Here is a 20,640-nt window from a genome sequence, read left to right as displayed (position 1 = left end):
TTTCTTTAGTCCTCATCCGGTTCAAACAAGGCAGCAACCGCAGCCCTGTCGTACTTCCCGGAACGGGTCACGGGCATCTGGTCCACAACCTTGATCCACCGGGGATGGGCTGCAGCCTCAAGCCGCCCGGAAAGAAATTGCCGGATATCGGCGTGGGTGCAGTTTGCCTCAACAAGGGCACAGATATCAAAGGCCCGGCCCCGGGGGACTGGCCTTGCCAGAACCAGCGCATCCCTGATACCGTCCATGGTCTTTAATACCGCTCCGACCTTATCGAGGTCAACCCGAATGCCGGCTATTTTCACAACAGTATCAGATCTGCCAAGGATGGCAAAACAGTTGTCGGAACATTGTTTTACCCTGTCCGGGACCAGGTAGAATCCCAAATCATCCCGAACAATTTCAGGCGAAATAAAAGGGGAACGGATCTTTAAGGTCTCTTCTTCAATATGGGTTTCAATGACAGTAAAAGGCGAAAAAAAGGTCTCGTCACGTCCCCGGCATCTAAAGGCGATGCCGCCGGTTTCCGTTGAACCGTAAACCTCCATTACCAATACGCTATTCCTTTGGCGGAAAGCCCTTTCATCCGCCTCATCCAGGACCCCTGCCGAAGAAAAAGCCAGACGCAGGCCATGGTCCGGGAAATCATGATCTTTTAAGGCCCTGAAATGGGCCGGCACACTGACAAGAATGGTTGCCGCCGTATCCGTAACCGTATTGACAATTTCATGGGGGAATCCGCAGGTTTGATCGGCCACCCTTGCGCCTGCCAGCAACGGGGCAGCCACGGAAAACAGCAACCCGTAGATATGATAGGGCGGCACCGTGGCCACCACCACGTCATCACAGGTGATATCATGCACACCCACATGGAACAGGGCTTCGCCCATGATATTTTCCACGGTCTTTGTCCATATGGCCGGTTTCCCTGTTGAGCCTCCGGTATACAGTTTGAGCAGGGGCGCATCCGGATCAATGGCGGCTTTTAAGGGTATGGGATTCGGGCTGTGGCCGGCCGGGGTAACCCAAAGAGCCTTGAAACGGCTGGGCAACGTCCTGCCCGGGTCTGCCACCACCCATGTATATTCCGGGTCACTTGCCAGATCCATAAGGGCCCCGTCCGAGATATCATGGGGCAGAATCAGTATGGGCCCGCCGGCCAGGGCCGCAATAATAGCGGCAGCAATGACAGCCCGGTCTGTGGTAAATATGGCAAGGTATCCCCTTTGGCCATGCTTTGCAGGGCACCTGTCAAGAATGACATGGGCCATGGCATGGATATCCCCATAGGTGCGCTGCCCGCAAAAAGGTCTGTCAGGCGCATTGTTCCCCGTCAAAAGACCGGCCACGGCCTGTTCAGTCAGAAAATGCAATGTATTCGTTCCCATGAAGTGAATCATCCTGTTTGCACAACGCGCCAGGGGCTACTGAATTTTTTTCAAATTCAGTCAACAATATTTTTTGAAAAATAGTCAATTTCATGTTTGATCTCGTCTTTTTTCAACTTGGCTGCCAATATGGAGAGTACCGTAGAAACAGGAGCTATAACTGCGATTGCGGCAAAAAGATAACCCAGAAACAGTTGAACCCGAAATTTTCGGGCAGGATTGCCTCTGTTGCCTTTTTTCAGAATAAATCTTGACCAGATTTTGAAAATTGCCTGGATTCGTTTTTCAAAAAATATATATTGCGGTACCACAGTGACTGCGCCGTGTTCATTAAGCGTTTCCTGAATCGACCCGGGCTCATTTTTTTCCAAGGCGTGTATCAGAAGATCCCCAAACCTTGCGGCGTCATGAATATCCTGGTCTGATATGCCTGCCGCCGGCAAAAGTCCGGGAACTAATTTTTTTTTCCCGGACAACATCCAAATGGTGATGGTGAGAACACCAAGCAGATTATTGGTTCTATCCGCCAGAACGAGATTACCGAACAAGCGGCCGCCTGATTTCACAATTTTTTGTTTCACGGTCTCGTGGGCCAAAAGCCACATGTTCCTGCATCCGATAATGGTCAGGACCGGCCGTCCTTTCATCACTTTTGCGGCACCGGACTCAAGAAAAGCGGTGATCGGCAATGACGGGGCAAGAAACCAGATCTGGTATGCCAGAATAACCAGATCATAGTCCTCATTGGGATCAAAGTGAACAGGCTCTATTTCGCAAGGTATTCCCTGGACAGATTCAGGAAACACATCGCAAAATTGCGTGGCTGACCAGGGAAAAGGAAATGCCGGTTTTGGCTTGATTTCCTCATAGGTGACAGAAACGGTCTCATCCTTTTCAAAGGGGGCTGTCACAGACTTGACGATATCGGTCAACTGGCCGGTTTGTGAATAATGTATGATAAGTATTTTTTTCATTTTCCAGATGTGTCATTTGCCTGGCATCGTATAAGTGTATGGCCCATTCCAAGGCCGTCATCAACCGATTCAATGTGCAAACCCGCCTTTGTGATGAGATCTTCTATCTGGGAAAAACGGTACATACGGCTGTTCCCATTTGCCATGGCTGTAAAATAGGGTGACGAATTGATTAGACAATATGCCGCAATTTCATATTTTTGGCGATCCCAGTATGTATCCAGAATGAACAAGTTGCCCTGGGCTGCCAATGCGTGCTTTGCCCGTTCAAGCAGGCTCAAAATTTGTTCCTCGGAAAAACAGACCAGGAACTGACTCATCCATACCGCATCAAAACCGCCGGGAAACCCGGCTTTTGCATCGAGCAGATCACAAATCGGATATTGGGTGATTCTATCCCCTAACCCTTGTGCAACAATATTTTCTTCTGCCTTGGCAAGCTGCCCGGGCAAATCCATCATAGTAACATGGACATCCGGATTATGGAGAACACATTGGATGGCAAATTTTCCGGTATTGGCACCGATGTCCAGAAGCGATTGCGGTTTAAGGTCAAATACATACGGCAATGCATCCGGAAAGGCAGAGTCACTGTAAAAGTGGTCAAACGCAAACCAGCTTTTTTGCGCTTTGGCAGGCAGATGGCTTAATGCTTCGTAAATTGTGGACCACTTGCCAAACACCTCCAATCCCGAGGGCTTGCCTTTTTCAATCGCCTGATCTAATCGAAAAAGCCCCTCATAGCAGACGTCATGGATAAAATCCATGTTCACGTTTGTTAATTCATCATTGAGCAAAAAATGTCCGACTCTGGTTAATATATAGCAATCATCTTTCAACTCCAGAACGTCCTGGCTAAGTCCTGTTTCGCACAGAACAGATACCCCGTAACAAGAGACACCTGTTTGTTCTGAAATAGCTTCGGTTTTAAGTCCCGTCTTTCCGGCCGCTTCAACAACTTTGAGAATGTTCAGATCCCTTAGCAGACGTACTGCCTGGAACACCACAGGTGCAAAGGCAATTTTCTGTGCCTCATACCGCGCCTTTAGCGCCTTTTTTTTGCCGGGATCAAATTTTTTATCCATTATTCACCTGTTCACCTCATAAAAAACTAAGTACTCAAACAACGACAACGACAGCAAAATGAAAGAGATATCACAAATGTGATTTCAGATACAACAAGATCCTTTCCTGAAAAATATATGTTCCTCACTATCCATTAGGTGTATATGCTGTCATATCTCTGACTATTGTGGAAGACGGGCTATGACAGCACTGGTTGTTTTTCTTGTGAGTTATCTGGGAATCGCCATGGGACGAATCCCCGGCCTGGCCGTGGACAGGGTGGGCATTGCCATTCTGGGGGCCATCGCCATGGTTGTCCTGGGCGCGGTATCGCCCCAGGAGGCGGTCCGTTGCATTGACTTTCCAACCCTCTGCCTTTTGTACGGGCTGATGATTATTTCGGCCCAGCTGCGTCTTGGCGGGTTTTACACCGCTGCCGCTGAAAAAATCCTTGGGTTTTCCGACCGGCCCCGGTTGTTTCTTCTGGTGAGCATGCTTGTTTCAGCCTTGCTGTCCGCCCTTCTTGCCAATGATATCATCTGCTTTGCCATGGCACCGATTCTGGCCTGTTCTCTCAAACGAGCCGGATTGAATCCTGTTCCCTTTTTGCTGGGGCTGGCCGTGTCGAGCAATATCGGGTCTGGGTCCACACTGATCGGGAATCCCCAGAATATGCTCATCGGCCAGATGGGACATCTTTCCTTTGAGGCCTTTTTTCTTTGGGCGTATATGCCGTCTTTTCTTTCCCTGATGGCCGCATTCGGTATGATTGCAATGTGTTATCGAAAGGACCTGCGCATTGAAAAAGCCGAGACCATGGATGAGAGCGGCATGGACTGGCCTCGATTTGATTGCTGGCAGACTGGAAAAGGGATTCTGGCGGTGGGGGTACTGGTGGGACTTTACTTGACTGACATGCCACGGGATCTGGCGACCTTGTCCGTGGCAGGGTCCCTTCTGCTCAGCCGGAAGATGAAAAGCCGGGAGATGATGGCTCTGGTGGACTGGCATCTGATCACCTTGTTCTGCGCACTTTTCATCATCATTCACGGGGTTTCCCTGGCCCATCTCCCGGAACGGGTGCTCGAATTTTTATCCCAAAAAGGCTTTGAGCTTACTCAACCCGTCGTTCTCACCAGTGTTTCTGTGGTCCTGTCCAACCTTTTCAGCAATGTTCCGGCCGTGATGCTGGTAATTCCATGCCTTGGTCAGGCCATGCCTGATTCCTGGTATATTCTGGCTCTTTCCAGTAGCTTTGCCGGAAACCTTTTTCTTTTGGGCAGTATCGCGAATCTGATTGTGGTTGAAAAAGCCTTGGGCCATGGCGTGGTCATATCCTTCAAGGAACACGCCAGGATCGGTATCCCCGTGACTTTTCTGTCACTTCTGGTGCTGATGGCATGGACATGGCTGTGATAAAGTCCTTCGGACCCATCCCCAAGCTCACCTTCAGCGTTATGTGTTTTCTTTGAATTTCATTTCACCGTTCTTTGCAAACTCAAACATGGGGCCCCAGGCTACTTCCTAATTTTCATTATTCTCCCTCAAATTTTTGTGCGGTTTCAAACATCATAGCGCACATATTCGTGTGTGCATGGATTGCCTGCCGCTACCAGCATAGTCCCCTGGGCAGGCAGCATGATAAACGACCCCAGCGACTCAGCTTGCAATCCCGGCGGCACGGCTGGGTCCGGGTGACGGCAGATGGCGTTGGGGTGCCCCTGGTGGTCCGTCAGTGCCTGGCCAAGCGTTTCGGGGGTAAGTCGTCCGGCCAGTCCTGCGGCCAACTCATCCATGCGCGTGGTTCGGGCCTGGCTGTCGGGAAATATCATCTGCCATCCGTCCACGGCCTGAAAGCGAGATGTCCGGTAGTTATTGGCGTGGGCGAGGAAGCCGTCACGGGGCTGGAGGACCTCGTACTCGTCCAGGGTACTCTCAACGCATAACAGGCTGGCTTGTGCATCTGCCAAGGTGACGGCGACCATGCCCCGGCAGGCCTGTTCCAGCAGGCGGCGGGCCTTGGTGATGTCGGTCTGGCGCATGGCGCGCGGCAGATAGGCTGCCATGGGAATTTGGGGCTTCAGGTCCGGCTGCATGGCTGCAACGCCATTGAGGCAGCAGGCCAGGCCGGCGGAATTAAGGGTGTATTCACCTATGCCCAGCAAAGGCAGTACCAATTGGCGCAGGCCGTCACTGCGCTTGATATGTAAAAGGGAGACAGGCGTGCCCGTGAACCAGTCAATGTTCTGGCCCATGATGGATTGACCGTCCGGTGTTGCCGGTCCGGTACCGGCCAGGGTGGTGCACATGGCAGCCAGATTGGTGTTCACAAAAAGCAGCTCCAGGCCGCATCGTGTGGCCCATGCCTCTTCCAGACTCATTCCGGCGCCTTGTGCCTGGCCGCTGACGAAGGGCTCCAATTCAGGATCGAACTGCCTAGCCGCTGGCCATAGCTTCATTGCAAATGACAGAGCCTCCGTACGAGATGTCTTGTGTACTTCGTGGACTACGGCCAGTATCCGGTTCAGGCCGTGGTGCATATTTTCGGCCATGGCCTTGCCCCAGCCTCGGCCCACCTCGGCTGGCGTACCTGCCAACTCAATCAATGGCATCTTTACACTTCTTTTCATGGAATAACCTCCCCAAACGGGCTGCGCCCAATTAATCATCGCGGCCAACCCAGCCAGCCGCAGGAATTGCCTTCTGTTGAGATTGCATTTAGGTAATATTTTGTTTATTCTTTACTTTCAATGCTGTGTAAAATTATACCCAATGCCATAAACTTAACATTGAGATTTTATTTTACCACGAAGAACACGAAGTTCACGAAGATATTAGAAAACTAAACTTCGTGTTCTTCGTGAACTTCGTGGTTTTAATTTGAAAAGTTTCTTGACTTTATGACATTGGGCCATGACCTGACGGACACAACAAAGGATGAAACACATTTTAACCACAGAACACACGGAAATCACAGAATTCTATCTTCAGTGTCTTCAGTGATTTCCGTGGTTAAACTTTTTCATATAAAGGAACCTTAACCCGATGTTTTCGATTACACCTGCAAAAATACTCTTGATTACGGCCCTGTCTTTCGGTGCCGCGCTGTTAGGATTATTTGACAGGCTATATGCCTGGCAGTGGCAGCATATTCAGTTGCATTCGACAATAGAAACGCTTGGCGGTATGACGTCCTGCCTGATTTCCATAATACTGTTCATCCAGTCCCGGGAAAAGCTGGATGCCAGTTCAGTCATGCTGGCGACAGGATTTGCCAGCATGGGCGTGCTTGATACCGCCCATGCGATAAGCCAGCTTGGAGACGCTTTTATTTTTCTTCACAGCGGGGCCAGTTTATCAGGCGGTTTCTTTTTTGCTTCGGTCTGGTTCAGCAAAGGACGACGGTTTGGAAGCCTTAATGAACTGCGGTTCATATACTTTGGATTTATCATCCTGTCGGTTTCAATCGGATTGAGGGCCCTGCTGTTTCCAGGCGATGTGCCTCAAATTATGCCATTGTTTGACGGTAGATTTACCATGGCAGCAGTCCTGATCAATATAACGGCAAGCCTTTTGTTTATTGCCTCAGTATTCAAGTTTTATCAGGTGTACCGGCAACAAGGAGACCCGCGGGATCTGCTTTTCGCTTGTCTGGCGTATCTGTTTGGAATTGCCGCTATGATTTTTCCATTTTCAAGCCCCTGGAACGGTATGTGGTGGGTCTGGCATCTGGTACGGCTGTCCGCTTTTTTAACCACGCTTGTCTTTATTGCCCGGCAGTATGGAAGATATCTGGGAATAGATGAAGGTGAAAACAAAAAGAATCGTGAATAATGAGAATTTTGTCCTGGCTGCATAACTGCCCCCGGTATCTGGCCTTTTGGGTGCTGGCTGACGTCATTTATATATTTTTTATATTTTTATTTCTGGGAACAGGTGTTCCATTAAGCCTTTCCCAGTTTATTTCTGGGAACAGGTGTTCCATTAAGCCTTTCCCAGTTTATCGTTGTCCATTTGCTGGGCATTGCCGTGGGAACCATGGTCATGTTCGCGGGGTTGGGAGGGGGGGTGCTCTGGATACCGGTCTTGACTTTTTTAGATATCAGACCTTCTGACGCAGTTGCCATCTCCATATTCACCCAGATTGCCGGAAAAGGGACAGGCTCATTGACCTACCTTTTTAACGGGATGGTTGACATGGAAAAGGCTAAACGCTTTATTCCCATGGCCTTACTGGGCGTGACCCTGGGATTTTTAGCAGGCTTTTTTACACCTGCGGCCTATGAACGATTCCTGCTCTACATCTTTTTACTGATTGCAGGCTATCTGCTGATGAGAACCATTCAATCCCTTAATACCCAGGATTCGGAAACAGAAAAAAAGATTCCCATAGATACCATTCCCATTTATACCATTCCCAATTTAAGACAAAGCTATCCTGTTGTTATTCTCTCCTCTTTTTTTACAGGCCTTTTGAGCATTGGTAATACGGATTGGCTCATCCCCCATATGACGCTCAAGCTCAATATGGAGACATCCAGGGCCGTGGCCACCAGTTTATTCATCATGTTTGTAACTATTTTATTTTACCTGGTACTGGTCTGCATCAGTGTCTGGGTTGGGAACGCATCCTGGCCCCATGGGACATCTTTGCTATTTGCAACCTGCAGCGGTGTTATTATGGGGGGGCAAATCGGTACCCGTTTAATCCGTATTCCATGGCTGAAGCGCCATCAAAAACATACCTTCATTATTTTGCTGGCTATGTCTATCATTCACTTGATTTGGTAGAAAAAAAATCTGGAGAAACAACCGAGAAAATGATGTTGTCCCGGTGATATGAATTTACGCGAACACCGTCAACGGGGATGTGATTTTCATACAGTGTTTCATCCAGCCATTCGATTTTTTTTACGGGGGTTTTTAAACCGGTTTGCCGGTATTTGAGCAAGGCTTCTTTGATGGTCCATATTTTCAGGATGGTTTCAAGGTCTGCCCCGGCGTATGCGGTTTGTTCTTTTTGGGAAAATCCGGCGTGTAAAAGGGCAGGGATATCCACAGGGCTTAAAACCTCCATGTCAACGCCCAGGCCATTGGCTTTTCCGGGCAGGGCCGCGGCCAGGGCGTAGTCACCGGAATGGGTAATGGATATGGCATAATCAAAGGCCGGTGCCAGGGCAGGTGCCCCGGATGCGTCATTATGTACCTCAATGGCATCCGGGGACAGGTCTTTTTCCTGCATGACAAGGCGTTTTACCGCCCATCGTCCGGCCAGACGTTCCACCTGCTTTTTCAGGGCAAACAATTGATTGAGCCCGGTGAGTTCAGCCCGGGAAAGTACCGGCCTTGCAAACTGATCCGGGCTGAATTGGCAGCCGGGCCTGGTCTGGTAACCCGGCCCGACACTGCCCGCTAACAATCCCTTAAGCATCTCCGGGATGTGGACAAGGCAGAAACGAATGCCCTGTTCCCGGAACAGAAGGGCCATGCGTGGCATCTAACTGGCCAGCAGGCTGTTCTTTATGATCTGCGCATCGGGGCGGTCTTCTTCGGCCAGGCGATCCACCCGGACCATTTGAAAGTCCTGGATGTCAATGATCACACGGCCCGAAAGGTCTGCCAGCTGCATGTGATAGGTTTTGGTGTCACTGCCCTGGGCCAGACGCCGGGTTACGCAGAAATAGGGCGTATCCGGCAGAACCGTTCCTGCAAATGATACCTTGCTGATGGCATAGGGAAGCACCACGTCTGCACTGGTGAAAAATTCCAGTATGCCGCCGGTTTGGAACATGGCATCCATGATCACCACAGGCGTAACAAATTCAGGATGGGTCTGGCCTTTAAAGAATTCACGTCCGGGCCGCCATTGAACCACTGTCACCAGGCTCTCCTGATCCAGGGAAACCAGCTGATCTACGGAGCGGAACAGCCCGTCCATGAACAGGCGGTCCGGGTGGTAGATCTGTTCCTGCCAGCCGGCATCGACCTTAAATTCTGACAGGGCAGGGGGGGCTATTTCATCCAGGGCAGGCAAATCTGTACCGATTTTAAATTTGCCCTGGTAATGCAGGGTTTTCTGGGCAGGGGCGTTGCCTCCCGGGGGGGTGAAAACAGATTGGATTTGGGTTGTTATCAATCCGTCCGCGGTTTTTTCAGCAAAAATTTCAATGTTCTTGGGACGGTTTTTTAATAATTTAATGCCATAAGGGATTTTAAAATCACTGGCTTCAAGGATGTGTCCTTGGCCACCGCTGCATTCCAGGGCCGCTTCAGCCATGGTTTCCAGACCGGTTGCCCCTAAAAACAGAGGCACGCCTTTTCTGGCATGGTCGAAGAGAAAAAGATCCCTGTCTGCTTCCAGCAGGCGTTTGAATTTCAGCCTGCCCCGGGCGGCATCCTGCTCTACGGTGTCCAGGAACGGACCTATGGCAAGCAGACCGTCCGGGTCAAATGCGGCTGGATTTTTTTCAGGGGGGGCCCCAATCAAAATTTCAACGCTGTCCGGATTGTGCATCTCTTCCTGGAAAAAGCGGATCCCTTGGGCCACCGGCAGAAAGGCAATGCCTTTTTCCTTTAGCACGGCTTCAATGGTGCCCTGGGCCGCCATCCCGATTTCCGCCCAGGCGGTCCAGTCAAAAATTTTAAAGGTCAAATACTTTGTTTTCAGGGCATTTGCCTGTATCATGGCCCCCATCATGTCGTTTCCGGCGGTGTAGTCTGACTGGGCCTCGTTGCCGAACCTGGCCGTGATGGATGAAAATCCGATAATATACCGGCAGTTTTTGTTTTCAATGGCTGCCAGCACATTGGCCACCCCCTTGACCTTGGTGTCAAACACCAGATTAAAATCATCCATGGATTTTTTTTCAATCATAATGCTTTTGTCCACACCCGCAGCATGAATCACCCCGTCAATGCGGTCGTATTGACTGACCGCCTTTTGAACGGCGCCGGGGTCGGTGACATCCACGGCATGATAATCCACGGCCTTTGCCTGGGCCCGCAGCCGGGCCAGATTTTCCCGGGCCGTAAGAATCCGCCGCAGTCCGGCTGTTCTGTTTTTCAGCTCCACGGGTTTGGCTGTGGGATGTATGGACTTGAGTGCAGCCATGATTTGTGTGTCATTCATTTTATCTACGGTGGCATCGGTCCCCGGGATTTCCAGTTCATCTTCCACCCGGCTGCGCCCTAAAATAACCAGGGTCATGCCGGCCGTTGTAACCGACTTGAGCAGTTCATAGGTGATGCCCGCAGCACCGCCTGTGACCAGCAAGGTGTCATTGTCTTTTATGACCGAGAAGTCTTTGTCCCGGGTCTGTGGTGTGGCTGGGCTGCCGGTATTGGCCCGGATACCGAATCTTTTGCCCTTTTCAAGGCCCACCTCCAGACGGGTGCTGTCACCGAAAACTTCATTCATGAACAAAGATGCAGCCCGGGCCATATCTGCAAGTTCGGTTTTGTCCATAAACTCCACAAGTTTTACCCCTGTTCCCGGGTACTCCTTGGCAACGGTTTTCAGCAGGCCTGAAATGCCGCTGAAAACAGGGTAGAGCTGATCCGGTGCAGGTTCCCTGAAACGGGCCAGGGCAGACTGAACCGATACGGCAGCCAGACGGCGGCAGGACTGACCCAGGTGGCTGCCAAATGCCTTGCACAGCAGGAACAAAAATTTGACCGCAGCGTTCTCTTGGTTCAGGGTTGCACCCGGCGCCATGGCAAAATCCAGGGGGTGAAGAAAAAAGATCCCGGAAATGCCGTCATGGTCCGCCTTTATTTGCGGGATGATCTCTTCGGCACGTTCAAGCGTGTTTAAATCAACGGTGTAATCATCGTGTTCACTGTTGCCCACACAGATGGCATGCCCTTTATTTTCTTTGATCAGGTCTGCCACAGTCCGGCCAAACCCCTGTTTGTCCATGGTGATCAAATAGGTTTGCCCCTCAAACCCAAGGTCGCCGGGTACAGAACCGGGCAGTTGGCGCAATCCAAAGGTATAGCGCTGAATTCCGGATTGACCTGGCTGGCCTGTTTCAGGTGCCTGGGAATCAGGAGTGGCAGGCACCGGCGTGGTCTTGGCCTTGGTGGTGCCGCTGTCCCCGGGCAGGTTTGTCTGAATATATTCACTGATTTTCCTGATGGTGTTCAATTCAGACAGATTGATATCCTCGGGAACAGACAGGCCATATGCTTTTGTAATCTTGCCAAAGGTCTCCACCTGCTTGACCGTGTCAATGCCTAAGTCCGCTTCCAGGTCCAGGTCCGGTTCCAGCATGTCCCGGGTGTAACCGGTCTGCTCGGCGATCATGCTTGTGATTTCACCCGTGATGTCCGGGCCGCTGCCGGAACCTGAATCCGGTGTCTGGGCAATGGTTCCGGATGCAGGCGGTTCCGGGGTTTGATCCGTTTGAATCCGGCTGCTGATATACTGGGCAATTTTTCGTATGGTGTTCAGTTCCGAAAGGCTGATATCCTCGGGCACGGTCAGGCCGAATGACTTGGTGATCTTGCCAAAGGTCTCCACCTGTTTGACTGTGTCAATGCCCAGATCCGCTTCCAGGTCCAGGTCCGGTTCCAGCATGTCCCGGGTGTAACCGGTCTGCTCGGCGATCATGCTTGTGATTTCCGCGGTGATGTCCGGGCCGCTGCCGGAATCTGAATCCGGTGTCCGGGCAATGGTTCCGGATGCAGGCGGTTCCGGGGTTTGATCCGTCGGAATCCGGCTGCTGATATACTGGGCAATTTTTCGTATGGTGTTCAGTTCGGAAAGGCTGATATCCTCGGGCACGGTCAGGCCGAATGATTTGGTGATCTTGCCAAAGGTCTCCACCTGCTTGACTGTGTCAATGCCTAAGTCTGCTTCCAGGTCCAGGTCCGGTTCCAGCATGTCCCGGGTGTAACCGGTCTGCTCGGCAATCAGGCTTGTGATTTCCGCGGTGATGTCCGGGCCGCTGTCAGCACCTGAATCCGGTGTCCGGGCAATGGTTCCGGATGCAGGCGGTTCCGGGGTTTGGTCCGTCGAAATCCGGCTGCCGATATAACTGGCAATTTTTCGTATGGTGTTCAGTTCGGAGAGGCTGATATCCTCGGGCACGGTCAGGCCAAAGGACTTGGTGATCTTGCCGAAGGTCTCCACCTGCTTGACCGTGTCAATGCCTAAGTCCGCTTCCAGGTCCAGGTCCGGTTCCAGCATGTCATGGGTGTAGCCGGTCTGGTTTGCGATCAGGCCGGTGATCTGGCTTAAAACATCGGTGGCCGCTGCATCGCCCGCAACTTTTCCGGGCTGTTCTGCCCGGACAGGTACCGGCTGTTTGGGTTCTTCGTGTCCGGCTGTTTCGCTGCCTTTATCCTTAACACTCTCCTGGATCATTGGTCCTGTGCGTTGATCCCCGGGAAAAACGCACAGGGTTTTATTTATGATGGCAAGCTTGGGATCTGCGCTGCCGGTGATCCGGGCCAGCCACGCCTGGTAGGCCGGGTTGTTCTCCACACCGGCTTCCTGAACCCGGTCCATTATTAAAAAGGCATAATGGGACCCGAACCCGGCGCTGAAATGCAGCCCAAAGCGGTAATCGCCATGCCCTGATTTGGTAAAATTCAGATCTGAAAATTCGGCAGGCACATGATCCAGGTTGGCCACAGGCGGAAATGTTTTTTTCTGCAGGCCTTTGACCAGTATGGCATCCTCAATGCCCGCGCCCAGGGTGTGCCCCGTATACCCCTTGGTGTTGGTGATGGCAATTTTTTTATAATCGTTGGGGAACGCGGATTTTAAGGCATTGACTTCAGCCGAGGCACTGCCGCCCCGGGCCGGTGTAAAGGTTTCATGGGACATGAATACCAGTTGTCCGGCCATGTCCGTGCGGGATATGGCGTTTTGTTTTTCCACCCGGCCCACGAATTTATTGAGTTCACCGGCAAGGTGGTTCACATCAATGCGGGAGGGGTGAAATGCGCTGTTGCCGATATGGGAACCCAGTATCCGGGCCTGGCCGTTCAACCCCCTGTGGTTCAGGGTGTCTTGGCGTTCCACAACGAGCCCCACTGCACCGGAACCTAAAATCGTGCCGTTTCGGTCCTCATCAAAGGGTTTGGCCGCGTCTGACACCACTTCCTTGCTGGTGGCAGCACCCATGGCCAGAAATCCTGACCCCACCCACGGCATCTGGGCCTCACTTGTGGCTGCTTCCCCGCCGATGACAATCACCCTGTCGCACCGGCCGGTGCGAATCCAGTCCCCTGCCACGCCAATGGCCTGGGTGGTGGATGCACACGCCCCGGTCAGATGAATATTGGGCCCCTTTGCCCGGATGAGCTGGGCAAAATGTGCGCCGCCCAGGGACACGATGTCAAAGAGAATATTGCGTTCAAACTTGTATTGGCCGTATACTTTGCGCCGCTCGCGGATCCTGAAGAACCAGTCCGTGATAACATCCTTCATATCCCTGTCCGTGAGATGCTCCATCAGGTGATAGTAGATGTTTTCCAGCTCATCATAGGGTTTGACGTAAAATTTGTTGTAATAATACGCATTGAGATGGTGCAGCAGGGTTTCAAAACCAGGGAAAATACCTGTCATGATCACGCCTGTTGTATCCTGCATCTCTTCGGGCAATACAAGTCCGTCCGGGATGCTGCTGCCGGTGGAGGTTTTTTTATACCCGTTGACCAGGGGAATGTGGGCGTCTTTCAGGGCTTCAAGTCCTGCGGCCATGGCCAGTTCATCCACAAGGTCAAACTTGCGGCTGATGCCGTATTCCGTGGACAGGTCAAAATACCCCAGTTTACCGGCCAGTTGGATCACATCACTGGTGCGCACAATCTCCAAAAACCTGGCATTACCGTTGGGTTCCTTGAATACCCGGGTAATGTTCATGTCCACGATTTTGTTTTTCTCTTCCTGGGTCAAGGGTTCAATGAAATTGTGCCCCGCAAGAATTCGGTCGAAGTTTTTTTCATTAAATACCTGGTTGCCTTTACCCGGCAGGCCAACGGCAGCACCGGCAATACAGACAAAACCTGTGTACAGGCCTAAATTTTCAACATCCGCCAGAGCCTTTTTCTGCTGAAACGCCCGGTATTCGCGTTGGAGTGCCGCCTGGACCAGGGTTTCGTTCTGTTTTATAAAGGTGTTGAAATCCATGTCGTTGTTCATGGGTTCTATGGGGGCGTCTGTTTTTTGCAGGGACTTATTTTTCACGTTTTGGGGTTCAATAGTCATCAATTCCCGGGGCGCTGGTTCGCTTGCCTGGGCAGTATTCTTTGCCTCGGGTGTGATAAACCGGTCAGAGGCCAGGGTGAAACATTCAAGCTCTCCTTTTTTGGCATCTGCCGTGGGCATGGATTCAGCAGTTTCAATGGAGATGTTTTTCAACAGATTGCACAAAAGTCTGCCTGGCCCGATTTCAATAAACCGTTTGCAGCCCATGGCATGAACGCCTTTTACGGATTCTACGAATTCCACAGGGGAGACGATCTGGCGTGCCAGGTGGACCCGGATCATCTGTTCATCGGCCGGATAGGGCCTGGCTGTCAGGTTTGAGATGATTTTATGGGCGTTTTTAAGATTGAACTTTACCGATTCAAGGGTTTTGGCCATATTTCCGGCTGCAGGTTCCAGCAACGGGGTGTGAAAGGCTGCGGACAGGGCCAGTTTTTTATGTAAGATATCTTTGTCTTTAAGATGGGCGCAAAAAAGGTCTATGCCCTGGGTGGTCCCGGCAATGGCAGTTTGTTTTTCACTGTTTTTGTTGACCAGCCAGATATCTTTAACGCCGGAGTCTGAAATCATCGCCTGGGCGCCTTTTTCCCCGTCAAAAACCACCATGATCCCGCCGGGGTTTTCCTTGGATGCCCGGCCCATGAAATCCGCCCTGGAAATCACAAGGTTCATGGCGGTAGCAAAGTCAATTAAGCCGGCGCAGTAAAGGGCTGAGTATTCTCCGACACTGTGGCCGATATAAAAATCAGGTTCAAAGCCTTTGAGGCTTAATGCATGATAGATGGCAGCCGTGGACAGGAAAATGGCGGGCTGGGTGTTTTCCGTTTGGTTGAGCGGAGCACCGCCGGTGGTCATGATGTCCAGCAGGGATGCTCCCCGGCGTTCCAGGAAGATCTTTTCCCCCTGGTCCATCAGGGCTTTGATCTCAGGCACAGCCTGGTAAAGGGCGTTCAACATACCTGCAGACTGGGCCCCCTGGCCCGAAAGCAGGGCGGTGACCGCTGCGGTCCGAACCTGGTTTGGCCAGGCCCCGGGTGTGATTGCGGGCAGTTCCACAGACGCGTAAGCGTTTTGGGCCTGCAGAAACCGGGGCACCCGGCCAATGATGATATGGGCGTGGTTGCCGCCGATACCGTTGACATCAGCACCTAAAAGCGCGCCATCCGCCAGCGGTGTGATCTCCTTGACCGGGTGCAGCAGGCTTTCCTCTTCTATGAGTGTGGATTGGGGCCGGAACCCATGGGTCGGCAGCAGAACCCCTTTACCCGACATCATCAAAAGTCTTGTCATGACTACGGCGGGATTGGCTGCTTTAAAGTATCCGAACTCGGTTTTGATATTTCCGTATGCCACGGGATGGCTCAGGCTTTTTTCAATGGCCTGTTTTTCAACCAGATCCAGGAACGGGTTGGACACACCAAATACATCCAGATATGCCAGGTCGGTTTTCCGGGTTTTAAATGTCCCGGTGTCGTTTGAGATGACGCTTTCATATTTGTTTTCAGATGGCGACAATAAATGTTCCGGCGCACTTGCCGCCAGGTTCAGGCATTTTAATTCACCCAGAACAGGCATGTTGTTCTGTTTTGCATATTTATAGGTGGTTACGACCAGGCAGGCCGCACCCTCACCCATGACATACCCGTTGGCGTCATTGTCAAACAGGCTGGGTTCGGTTTGGGCCAGAATGCCCAGGCGTTTGAATGCCAGCAGCACCCCCGGATACAGGTTGGTGTCCACACCGCCGGTGACCACGGCATCCAGATCGCCTGAACGCAGATTTTTAACCGCCATGTCCAAAGCCATGGTGGCCGAAGCACATGAGGCATCCACCACAAAATTGGTGCCCTGGGTGTTATAGTGTTTGGATATGCGGGCAGACACAATGTTTGACAGCATCCCGGGTATGCTGTCCCCGGTCATGGCAGGATATCTTTTGCATAAAAGCGCTCCCACATGGTCTGCAATGGCTGAAAGGGTATTTTCATCCATTTCCTTAACGGACCGGATCATGCGCTGGAGCAGTGGAATCCTTGTGCGGATAATCGATTCAACATTCCGGGTCCCGGAAATTGTGCCCAGGATAACCCCGATTCTGTTGCCGGCGGCCAGGTTGTTCAGAAGGCCTGCCTGTTCAAGGGCCTGGCCTGCCGCATCCAGGCCGAATAACTGGGCCCGGTCCATGTATGCCATGGCGGAAGGCGGAATTTTAAAGGTTTTGGGGTCCAGGAGAAAATCGTCAACAATGCCGTTTTTCATCATGGGCAGGTGAAATCCCGAATTTTCATCCTCCTGGGCATAACACGCATTGGCCAGGCGCTCGGACGGCATGGGCTGGTAAGCCTTTTGCCCCGAGACCATGGCATCCCAGAACGCATCTTTGTTTTTGGCCTTTGGCAGGACAACACCCATGCCGGAAAAAACGATCCTGTCGTCATTGGGATCATGGTCAAGATCTGCAAAAATTCTGCGGGAAAGCGCCGTGTCCGCCCCGTTGAACTCGCTGACCACGGTATGGTAGTTAATGCCCCCGAACCCGTAGGCGCTGACCGCTGCCATGCGCGGACCATTGGCCGGCGCATCCCAGGGTCTGGGATTTTCCAGGACAAACAGGGATGAGTCTGCGATGTCGATTTTCGGAGAAATTTTTTCAAATGCGCCGTTGGGAGGCAGAGTCTGATGGTTCAAGGCCAGCAATGTTTTTATCATGCCGGCCATGCCGGCAGCCCCGAGTAAATGACCGATCTGGGATTTGATGGATGATACGCCAATGGATGTGCCCTGGTTATACACCTGGCGCAGGGTCTCCATCTCCACGGCATCCCCCACTTTTGTGCCGGTGCCGTGGGCTTCGATAAACTGCACCATCCCCGGGGAAAATTCTGACTTTATCTTTTCATGACAGCGTTGAAACGCTAATTTCTGCCCCTCTTTATCCGGGGCTGCAATCCCCTTGCCCTTTCCGTCGGAAGACGAGGCGATTGATTTGATTACCCCAAGGATGGGGTCTTTTTCCCGGATGGCGTCTTTGAGGCGTTTCAGGACCAGAACCCCGGCCCCTTCACCCAGGATAAAACCGTCGGCCCGTTCATCAAAGGGGAATGACCCGTTGGCGGACAGGGTGCCCATCTTGCAGAATCCCACAAATGATTCCGGTGTCAGGTTGGTGTTGACACCGCCTGCAATCACCGTGTCATGGGTCCCGCTTAAAAGCTCATGTATCCCGCACTCAATGGCGGAAAGGGCTGTGGCGCATGCGGCATCCACCACATAATTGGTGCCGAAAATACCTAAATGATGTGCAATGCGGGCCGCTTCCATGTTCAGCGTGACGCCGTGCACAGGTTCGTAAATCGAGCCCTGGGACATTTTTATGCGTAACTGGTCAATGATTTTCTTTTGTTCCGGTTCGGACAATGCATTGAATTCAGGCGTATTGCGCAGGTATTGTTTAACCTCGGGAAAAAAGTATTTAAAATGCAGATCCGATGCCATTTCATTGCCAAGGCAGGTGGCTACAATAACGGCTGTGCGCTTCTGTTCTTTTGCTGCAATCCGGTTGTCATCGGTTAACAGATTCGCGTTTTCCACTGCCTGGTAGGCGGCATGCAGCAGCATCTGCTGGCTGCGGGACAATTTTGATGCCTTGGCCGGTGTATACCCGAACCGTTCACTGTCAAATTGAAAGTCATTCACGATGCCTGCGATCTGTGTATAGGACTTGTCCTGGGCCTTGGGGTCGGGATCATAGTAAAGGGATTTTTCCCAGCGGCTGTCAGGCAGCTCACAAATACTGTATTTTTTATCAAGAATATTGTGCCAGAAGGAGTCTGTGTCATGGGCGTCGGGAAACACGCAGCCCATGCCCACCACGGCAATTTCATCATTGATTTCCCCCTGGGCGGAAAAGAGTACTTCAAGGGCGTTGAGCCGGGCAATCAGCGCATCCTTTTGCAGGAACAACCTGTGGTGAATTTCGGCGATGGTGGTCTGGTTCTCAAAGAAAGCAAGGCCTTCGCCGGTCATGAAGTTGCCGTTTGACCGTTGTTCTTCATCTGTGTATGAAATCCACTGGCCGTTATTCTTACGGCCAAAATCAGGGGTTTTGCCTTTGGCGCTGATGAGAAGCGAGCCTAAATTATCCTTTTCAAAGGCGCTTTTGCGCAGGCTCAGGGTCATGGTCTCTGCCAGGCGGCAATGCTCATTTTTCATGATCTGGCCGGCAAAGGCCGTGTTGGCGGTGCGGCAGGCAAGCCCCACGGTGGAACCGATGATGGTGGTGCATTTGTGTTCCCGAACCACTGTCTGGTACACGGGTGTTAAGGCGCCTGTTTCAATAATTTCCTTTGTGAACAGGTAGGCTGTGCCCAGCTGAATGCCGATCTTAACGCCTTCCCGGGCCAAAAGCGCTGTCATGGCGGATATGAAATGGGATCCTTCGGCACTGGTGATGCCTCCGGCAAACAAAACGCTTATATTCGGCCGTTGATCCAAGGGCAGATCCAGCAGGGTTTCAATGCTCAGTTCCCACAGTACCGTGCTGGAGAGGCTGCCGATATGACCGCCGGCTTCATTGCCTTCCAGGATAAAACGCCGGGTTCCTTTTTCAAAGGCGTTCTTCAATACGCCCGGCAGGGGGGTGTGAAGATATGCCCGGGTGCCGCAGGCTTCCAGTTCATTGATCTGGGAGGGAATGCCGCCTGCAAAAAGTGCAAAGGGTGTCTGTTTTGTTTTAATCAGGTCCAGGTGATGATCCAGGGTGGGATTAAAGGCTTTGATGCCGATCATGCCGGCGCCAAATACGGGCAGTTCATCTGATTTTTCCGGCAGGATTCCGTTTGCAATCTCTAAGGGAAGACTGCCCAAGGCAAAGAAGGGCAGGCCGCCGTTGTCATACACGGCTTTTGCAAATTCTTTGTTATCGGAAATATTGGCCATGGGGCCCTGGGTGATGGGAAAACGGGTGCCATGTTCCTTTGCCAGGGATGCGTGTTCGGTTAAGGGATCAAATTGCTCCACAGCGTTCAGGGCATTTCCCACAGAAGTGAACAGGGCCTGGATCATCTGTGTCAGCCGGCTGCCGCGCTTTGCAAAATGCCGGGCAAAGGCTGCATCCTGGCCAAGATAGAACAGGGCCTGCATGGGGGCGTCATTCTCCTGGCCCAGGGATGCCATGTTCTGTTCCAGTGCGGTTTTAATGAAACCCAGATCCTGTCCCTCTGCTTTTTTTATGCTGATTTTTTTGATCAGATCCTGGACGATCTTTGTCCCGGGCTTTGCAAACACCCGGTGCTGTGTATTGCCGCCGCCGTCTAAAATGACGGTGTCGGTCTCTTCCATTTTTTCAAGGACCTTTTTAAAGGGTCCTGAAACCGGTGCATCTTCGGCCAGATAGAGCTGGTCATCCAATACCAGGCCTGAGGCACCGGCTGCAAAAAATCCCGGTGCCGTGTGAAATCCCACGCCGCCGTGGACAAAATATGGAACGTCAATTTTTTGTGCATAATACTGGCTCAGCATGAAGCTTGACGCTGAAGATGTCCTGCCGCCGGCTTCCCGGCCTTTTAAAATAATCCCATGGGGATTGATGCTTTTCAGGATGGTTTCAAGTCCGGGTTCATAAATTTCCACCATCAGAATTTCAGGGGATACCGTCAGCCGGTTTACCGCTATTCTATTATTGATCAGTGAATCCGGGTTATGGCAGGCAAGAATGACACATTCGGGCAGATCTGCCGGGTGCTGTTCAAAATAGTCCCAGATCTTTTCATCCTCCGCATAAATACGGATACCGTGGCGCAGGTTTTGATTTTTAAGCTGCCCGAGCAGGTCAGAAAGCTGTGAGGTGCCTATGAATTCAGTATCCAGAACAGGCATGGCACCGGCCAGCCAGATGGTTTTAAAAAAATCAAGATCATATGTTTTGGGGGGATGATATGCCAGAAGGGGCAAACGGGTGGTCAGTATTCTATTCAGCACAGGGCTTCTCCTTGTT

At 51.8% G+C, this 20,640-nt stretch carries 9 protein-coding genes; 3 read left to right on the top strand and 6 right to left on the bottom strand.

Going from position 1 to position 20,640, the window contains the following annotated elements; translation table 11 throughout:
• Positions 1-5: 5 nt before the first annotated feature.
• Genes Q366_RS04260 through Q366_RS04250 form a run of 3 tightly spaced genes read right to left on the bottom strand, consistent with a single transcriptional unit; the run spans position 6 to position 3,447 of the window.
• A complete protein-coding gene (locus tag Q366_RS04260) occupies positions 6-1,388 on the bottom strand; it encodes an AMP-binding protein (RefSeq protein ID WP_035236573.1) in 1,383 nt (460 codons plus the stop codon).
• A 56-nt stretch (positions 1,389-1,444) separates the two neighbouring features.
• A complete protein-coding gene (locus tag Q366_RS04255; RefSeq protein ID WP_035236572.1) occupies positions 1,445-2,362 on the bottom strand; it encodes a hypothetical protein in 918 nt (305 codons plus the stop codon).
• On the bottom strand, positions 2,359-3,447 hold the full coding sequence (locus tag Q366_RS04250; RefSeq protein WP_035236571.1) for an SAM-dependent methyltransferase: 1,089 nt from the start codon (positions 3,445-3,447) through the stop codon (positions 2,359-2,361). Before Q366_RS04250 ends, Q366_RS04255 begins: the two co-directional genes overlap by 4 nt.
• A 181-nt stretch (positions 3,448-3,628) precedes the next feature.
• Between Q366_RS04250 and Q366_RS04245 the strand changes: the two genes are divergently transcribed.
• Positions 3,629-4,843, top strand: coding sequence for an SLC13 family permease (locus Q366_RS04245; RefSeq protein ID WP_035236570.1), 1,215 nt, complete (start codon positions 3,629-3,631; stop codon positions 4,841-4,843).
• A gap of 146 nt (positions 4,844-4,989) precedes the next feature.
• Here Q366_RS04245 and Q366_RS04240 read toward each other — a convergent pair whose 3' ends face one another.
• Positions 4,990-6,057, bottom strand: a complete 1,068-nt coding sequence (locus Q366_RS04240; protein WP_169742931.1) for a C45 family autoproteolytic acyltransferase/hydrolase — start codon at positions 6,055-6,057, stop codon at positions 4,990-4,992.
• Positions 6,058-6,472: 415 nt separating this feature from the next.
• Here Q366_RS04240 and Q366_RS04235 point away from each other — a divergent pair, with 415 nt between their 5' ends.
• Together Q366_RS04235 and Q366_RS04230 are read left to right on the top strand one after the other, a co-directional pair.
• Positions 6,473-7,261, top strand: a complete 789-nt coding sequence (locus tag Q366_RS04235; RefSeq protein WP_035236568.1) for a hypothetical protein — start codon at positions 6,473-6,475, stop codon at positions 7,259-7,261.
• 204 nt (positions 7,262-7,465) lie between these two features.
• On the top strand, positions 7,466-8,218 hold the full coding sequence (locus tag Q366_RS04230) for a sulfite exporter TauE/SafE family protein (protein ID WP_342668573.1): 753 nt from the start codon (positions 7,466-7,468) through the stop codon (positions 8,216-8,218).
• Here the strand turns inward: Q366_RS04230 and Q366_RS04225 are convergent.
• Entirely contained in the window at positions 8,199-8,924 is a 726-nt protein-coding gene (locus Q366_RS04225; protein WP_035236567.1) for a 4'-phosphopantetheinyl transferase family protein, read from the bottom strand. The two genes, Q366_RS04230 and Q366_RS04225, sit on opposite strands and share 20 nt — an antisense overlap.
• A complete protein-coding gene (locus Q366_RS04220) occupies positions 8,925-20,624 on the bottom strand; it encodes a type I polyketide synthase (RefSeq protein WP_035236566.1) in 11,700 nt (3,899 codons plus the stop codon). It lies immediately after the preceding gene.
• Positions 20,625-20,640 lie beyond the last annotated feature (16 nt).

The organism is Desulfobacter vibrioformis DSM 8776 (assembly GCF_000745975.1).
Taxonomy (GTDB): domain Bacteria; phylum Desulfobacterota; class Desulfobacteria; order Desulfobacterales; family Desulfobacteraceae; genus Desulfobacter; species Desulfobacter vibrioformis.
Note: the sequence above shows the minus strand (reverse complement) of the source record. Positions and strands in the feature narration are given on the sequence as shown.

Coding starts and splice junctions, on each gene's coding strand:
- Q366_RS04260 (WP_035236573.1), bottom strand. CDS start 1,388: ATGGGAACGAATACATTGCATTTTCTGACTGAACAGGCCGTGGCCGGT.
- Q366_RS04255 (WP_035236572.1), bottom strand. CDS start 2,362: ATGAAAAAAATACTTATCATACATTATTCACAAACCGGCCAGTTGACC.
- Q366_RS04250 (WP_035236571.1), bottom strand. CDS start 3,447: ATGGATAAAAAATTTGATCCCGGCAAAAAAAAGGCGCTAAAGGCGCGG.
- Q366_RS04245 (WP_035236570.1), top strand. CDS start 3,629: ATGACAGCACTGGTTGTTTTTCTTGTGAGTTATCTGGGAATCGCCATG.
- Q366_RS04240 (WP_169742931.1), bottom strand. CDS start 6,057: ATGAAAAGAAGTGTAAAGATGCCATTGATTGAGTTGGCAGGTACGCCA.
- Q366_RS04235 (WP_035236568.1), top strand. CDS start 6,473: ATGTTTTCGATTACACCTGCAAAAATACTCTTGATTACGGCCCTGTCT.
- Q366_RS04230 (WP_342668573.1), top strand. CDS start 7,466: ATGGTCATGTTCGCGGGGTTGGGAGGGGGGGTGCTCTGGATACCGGTC.
- Q366_RS04225 (WP_035236567.1), bottom strand. CDS start 8,924: ATGCCACGCATGGCCCTTCTGTTCCGGGAACAGGGCATTCGTTTCTGC.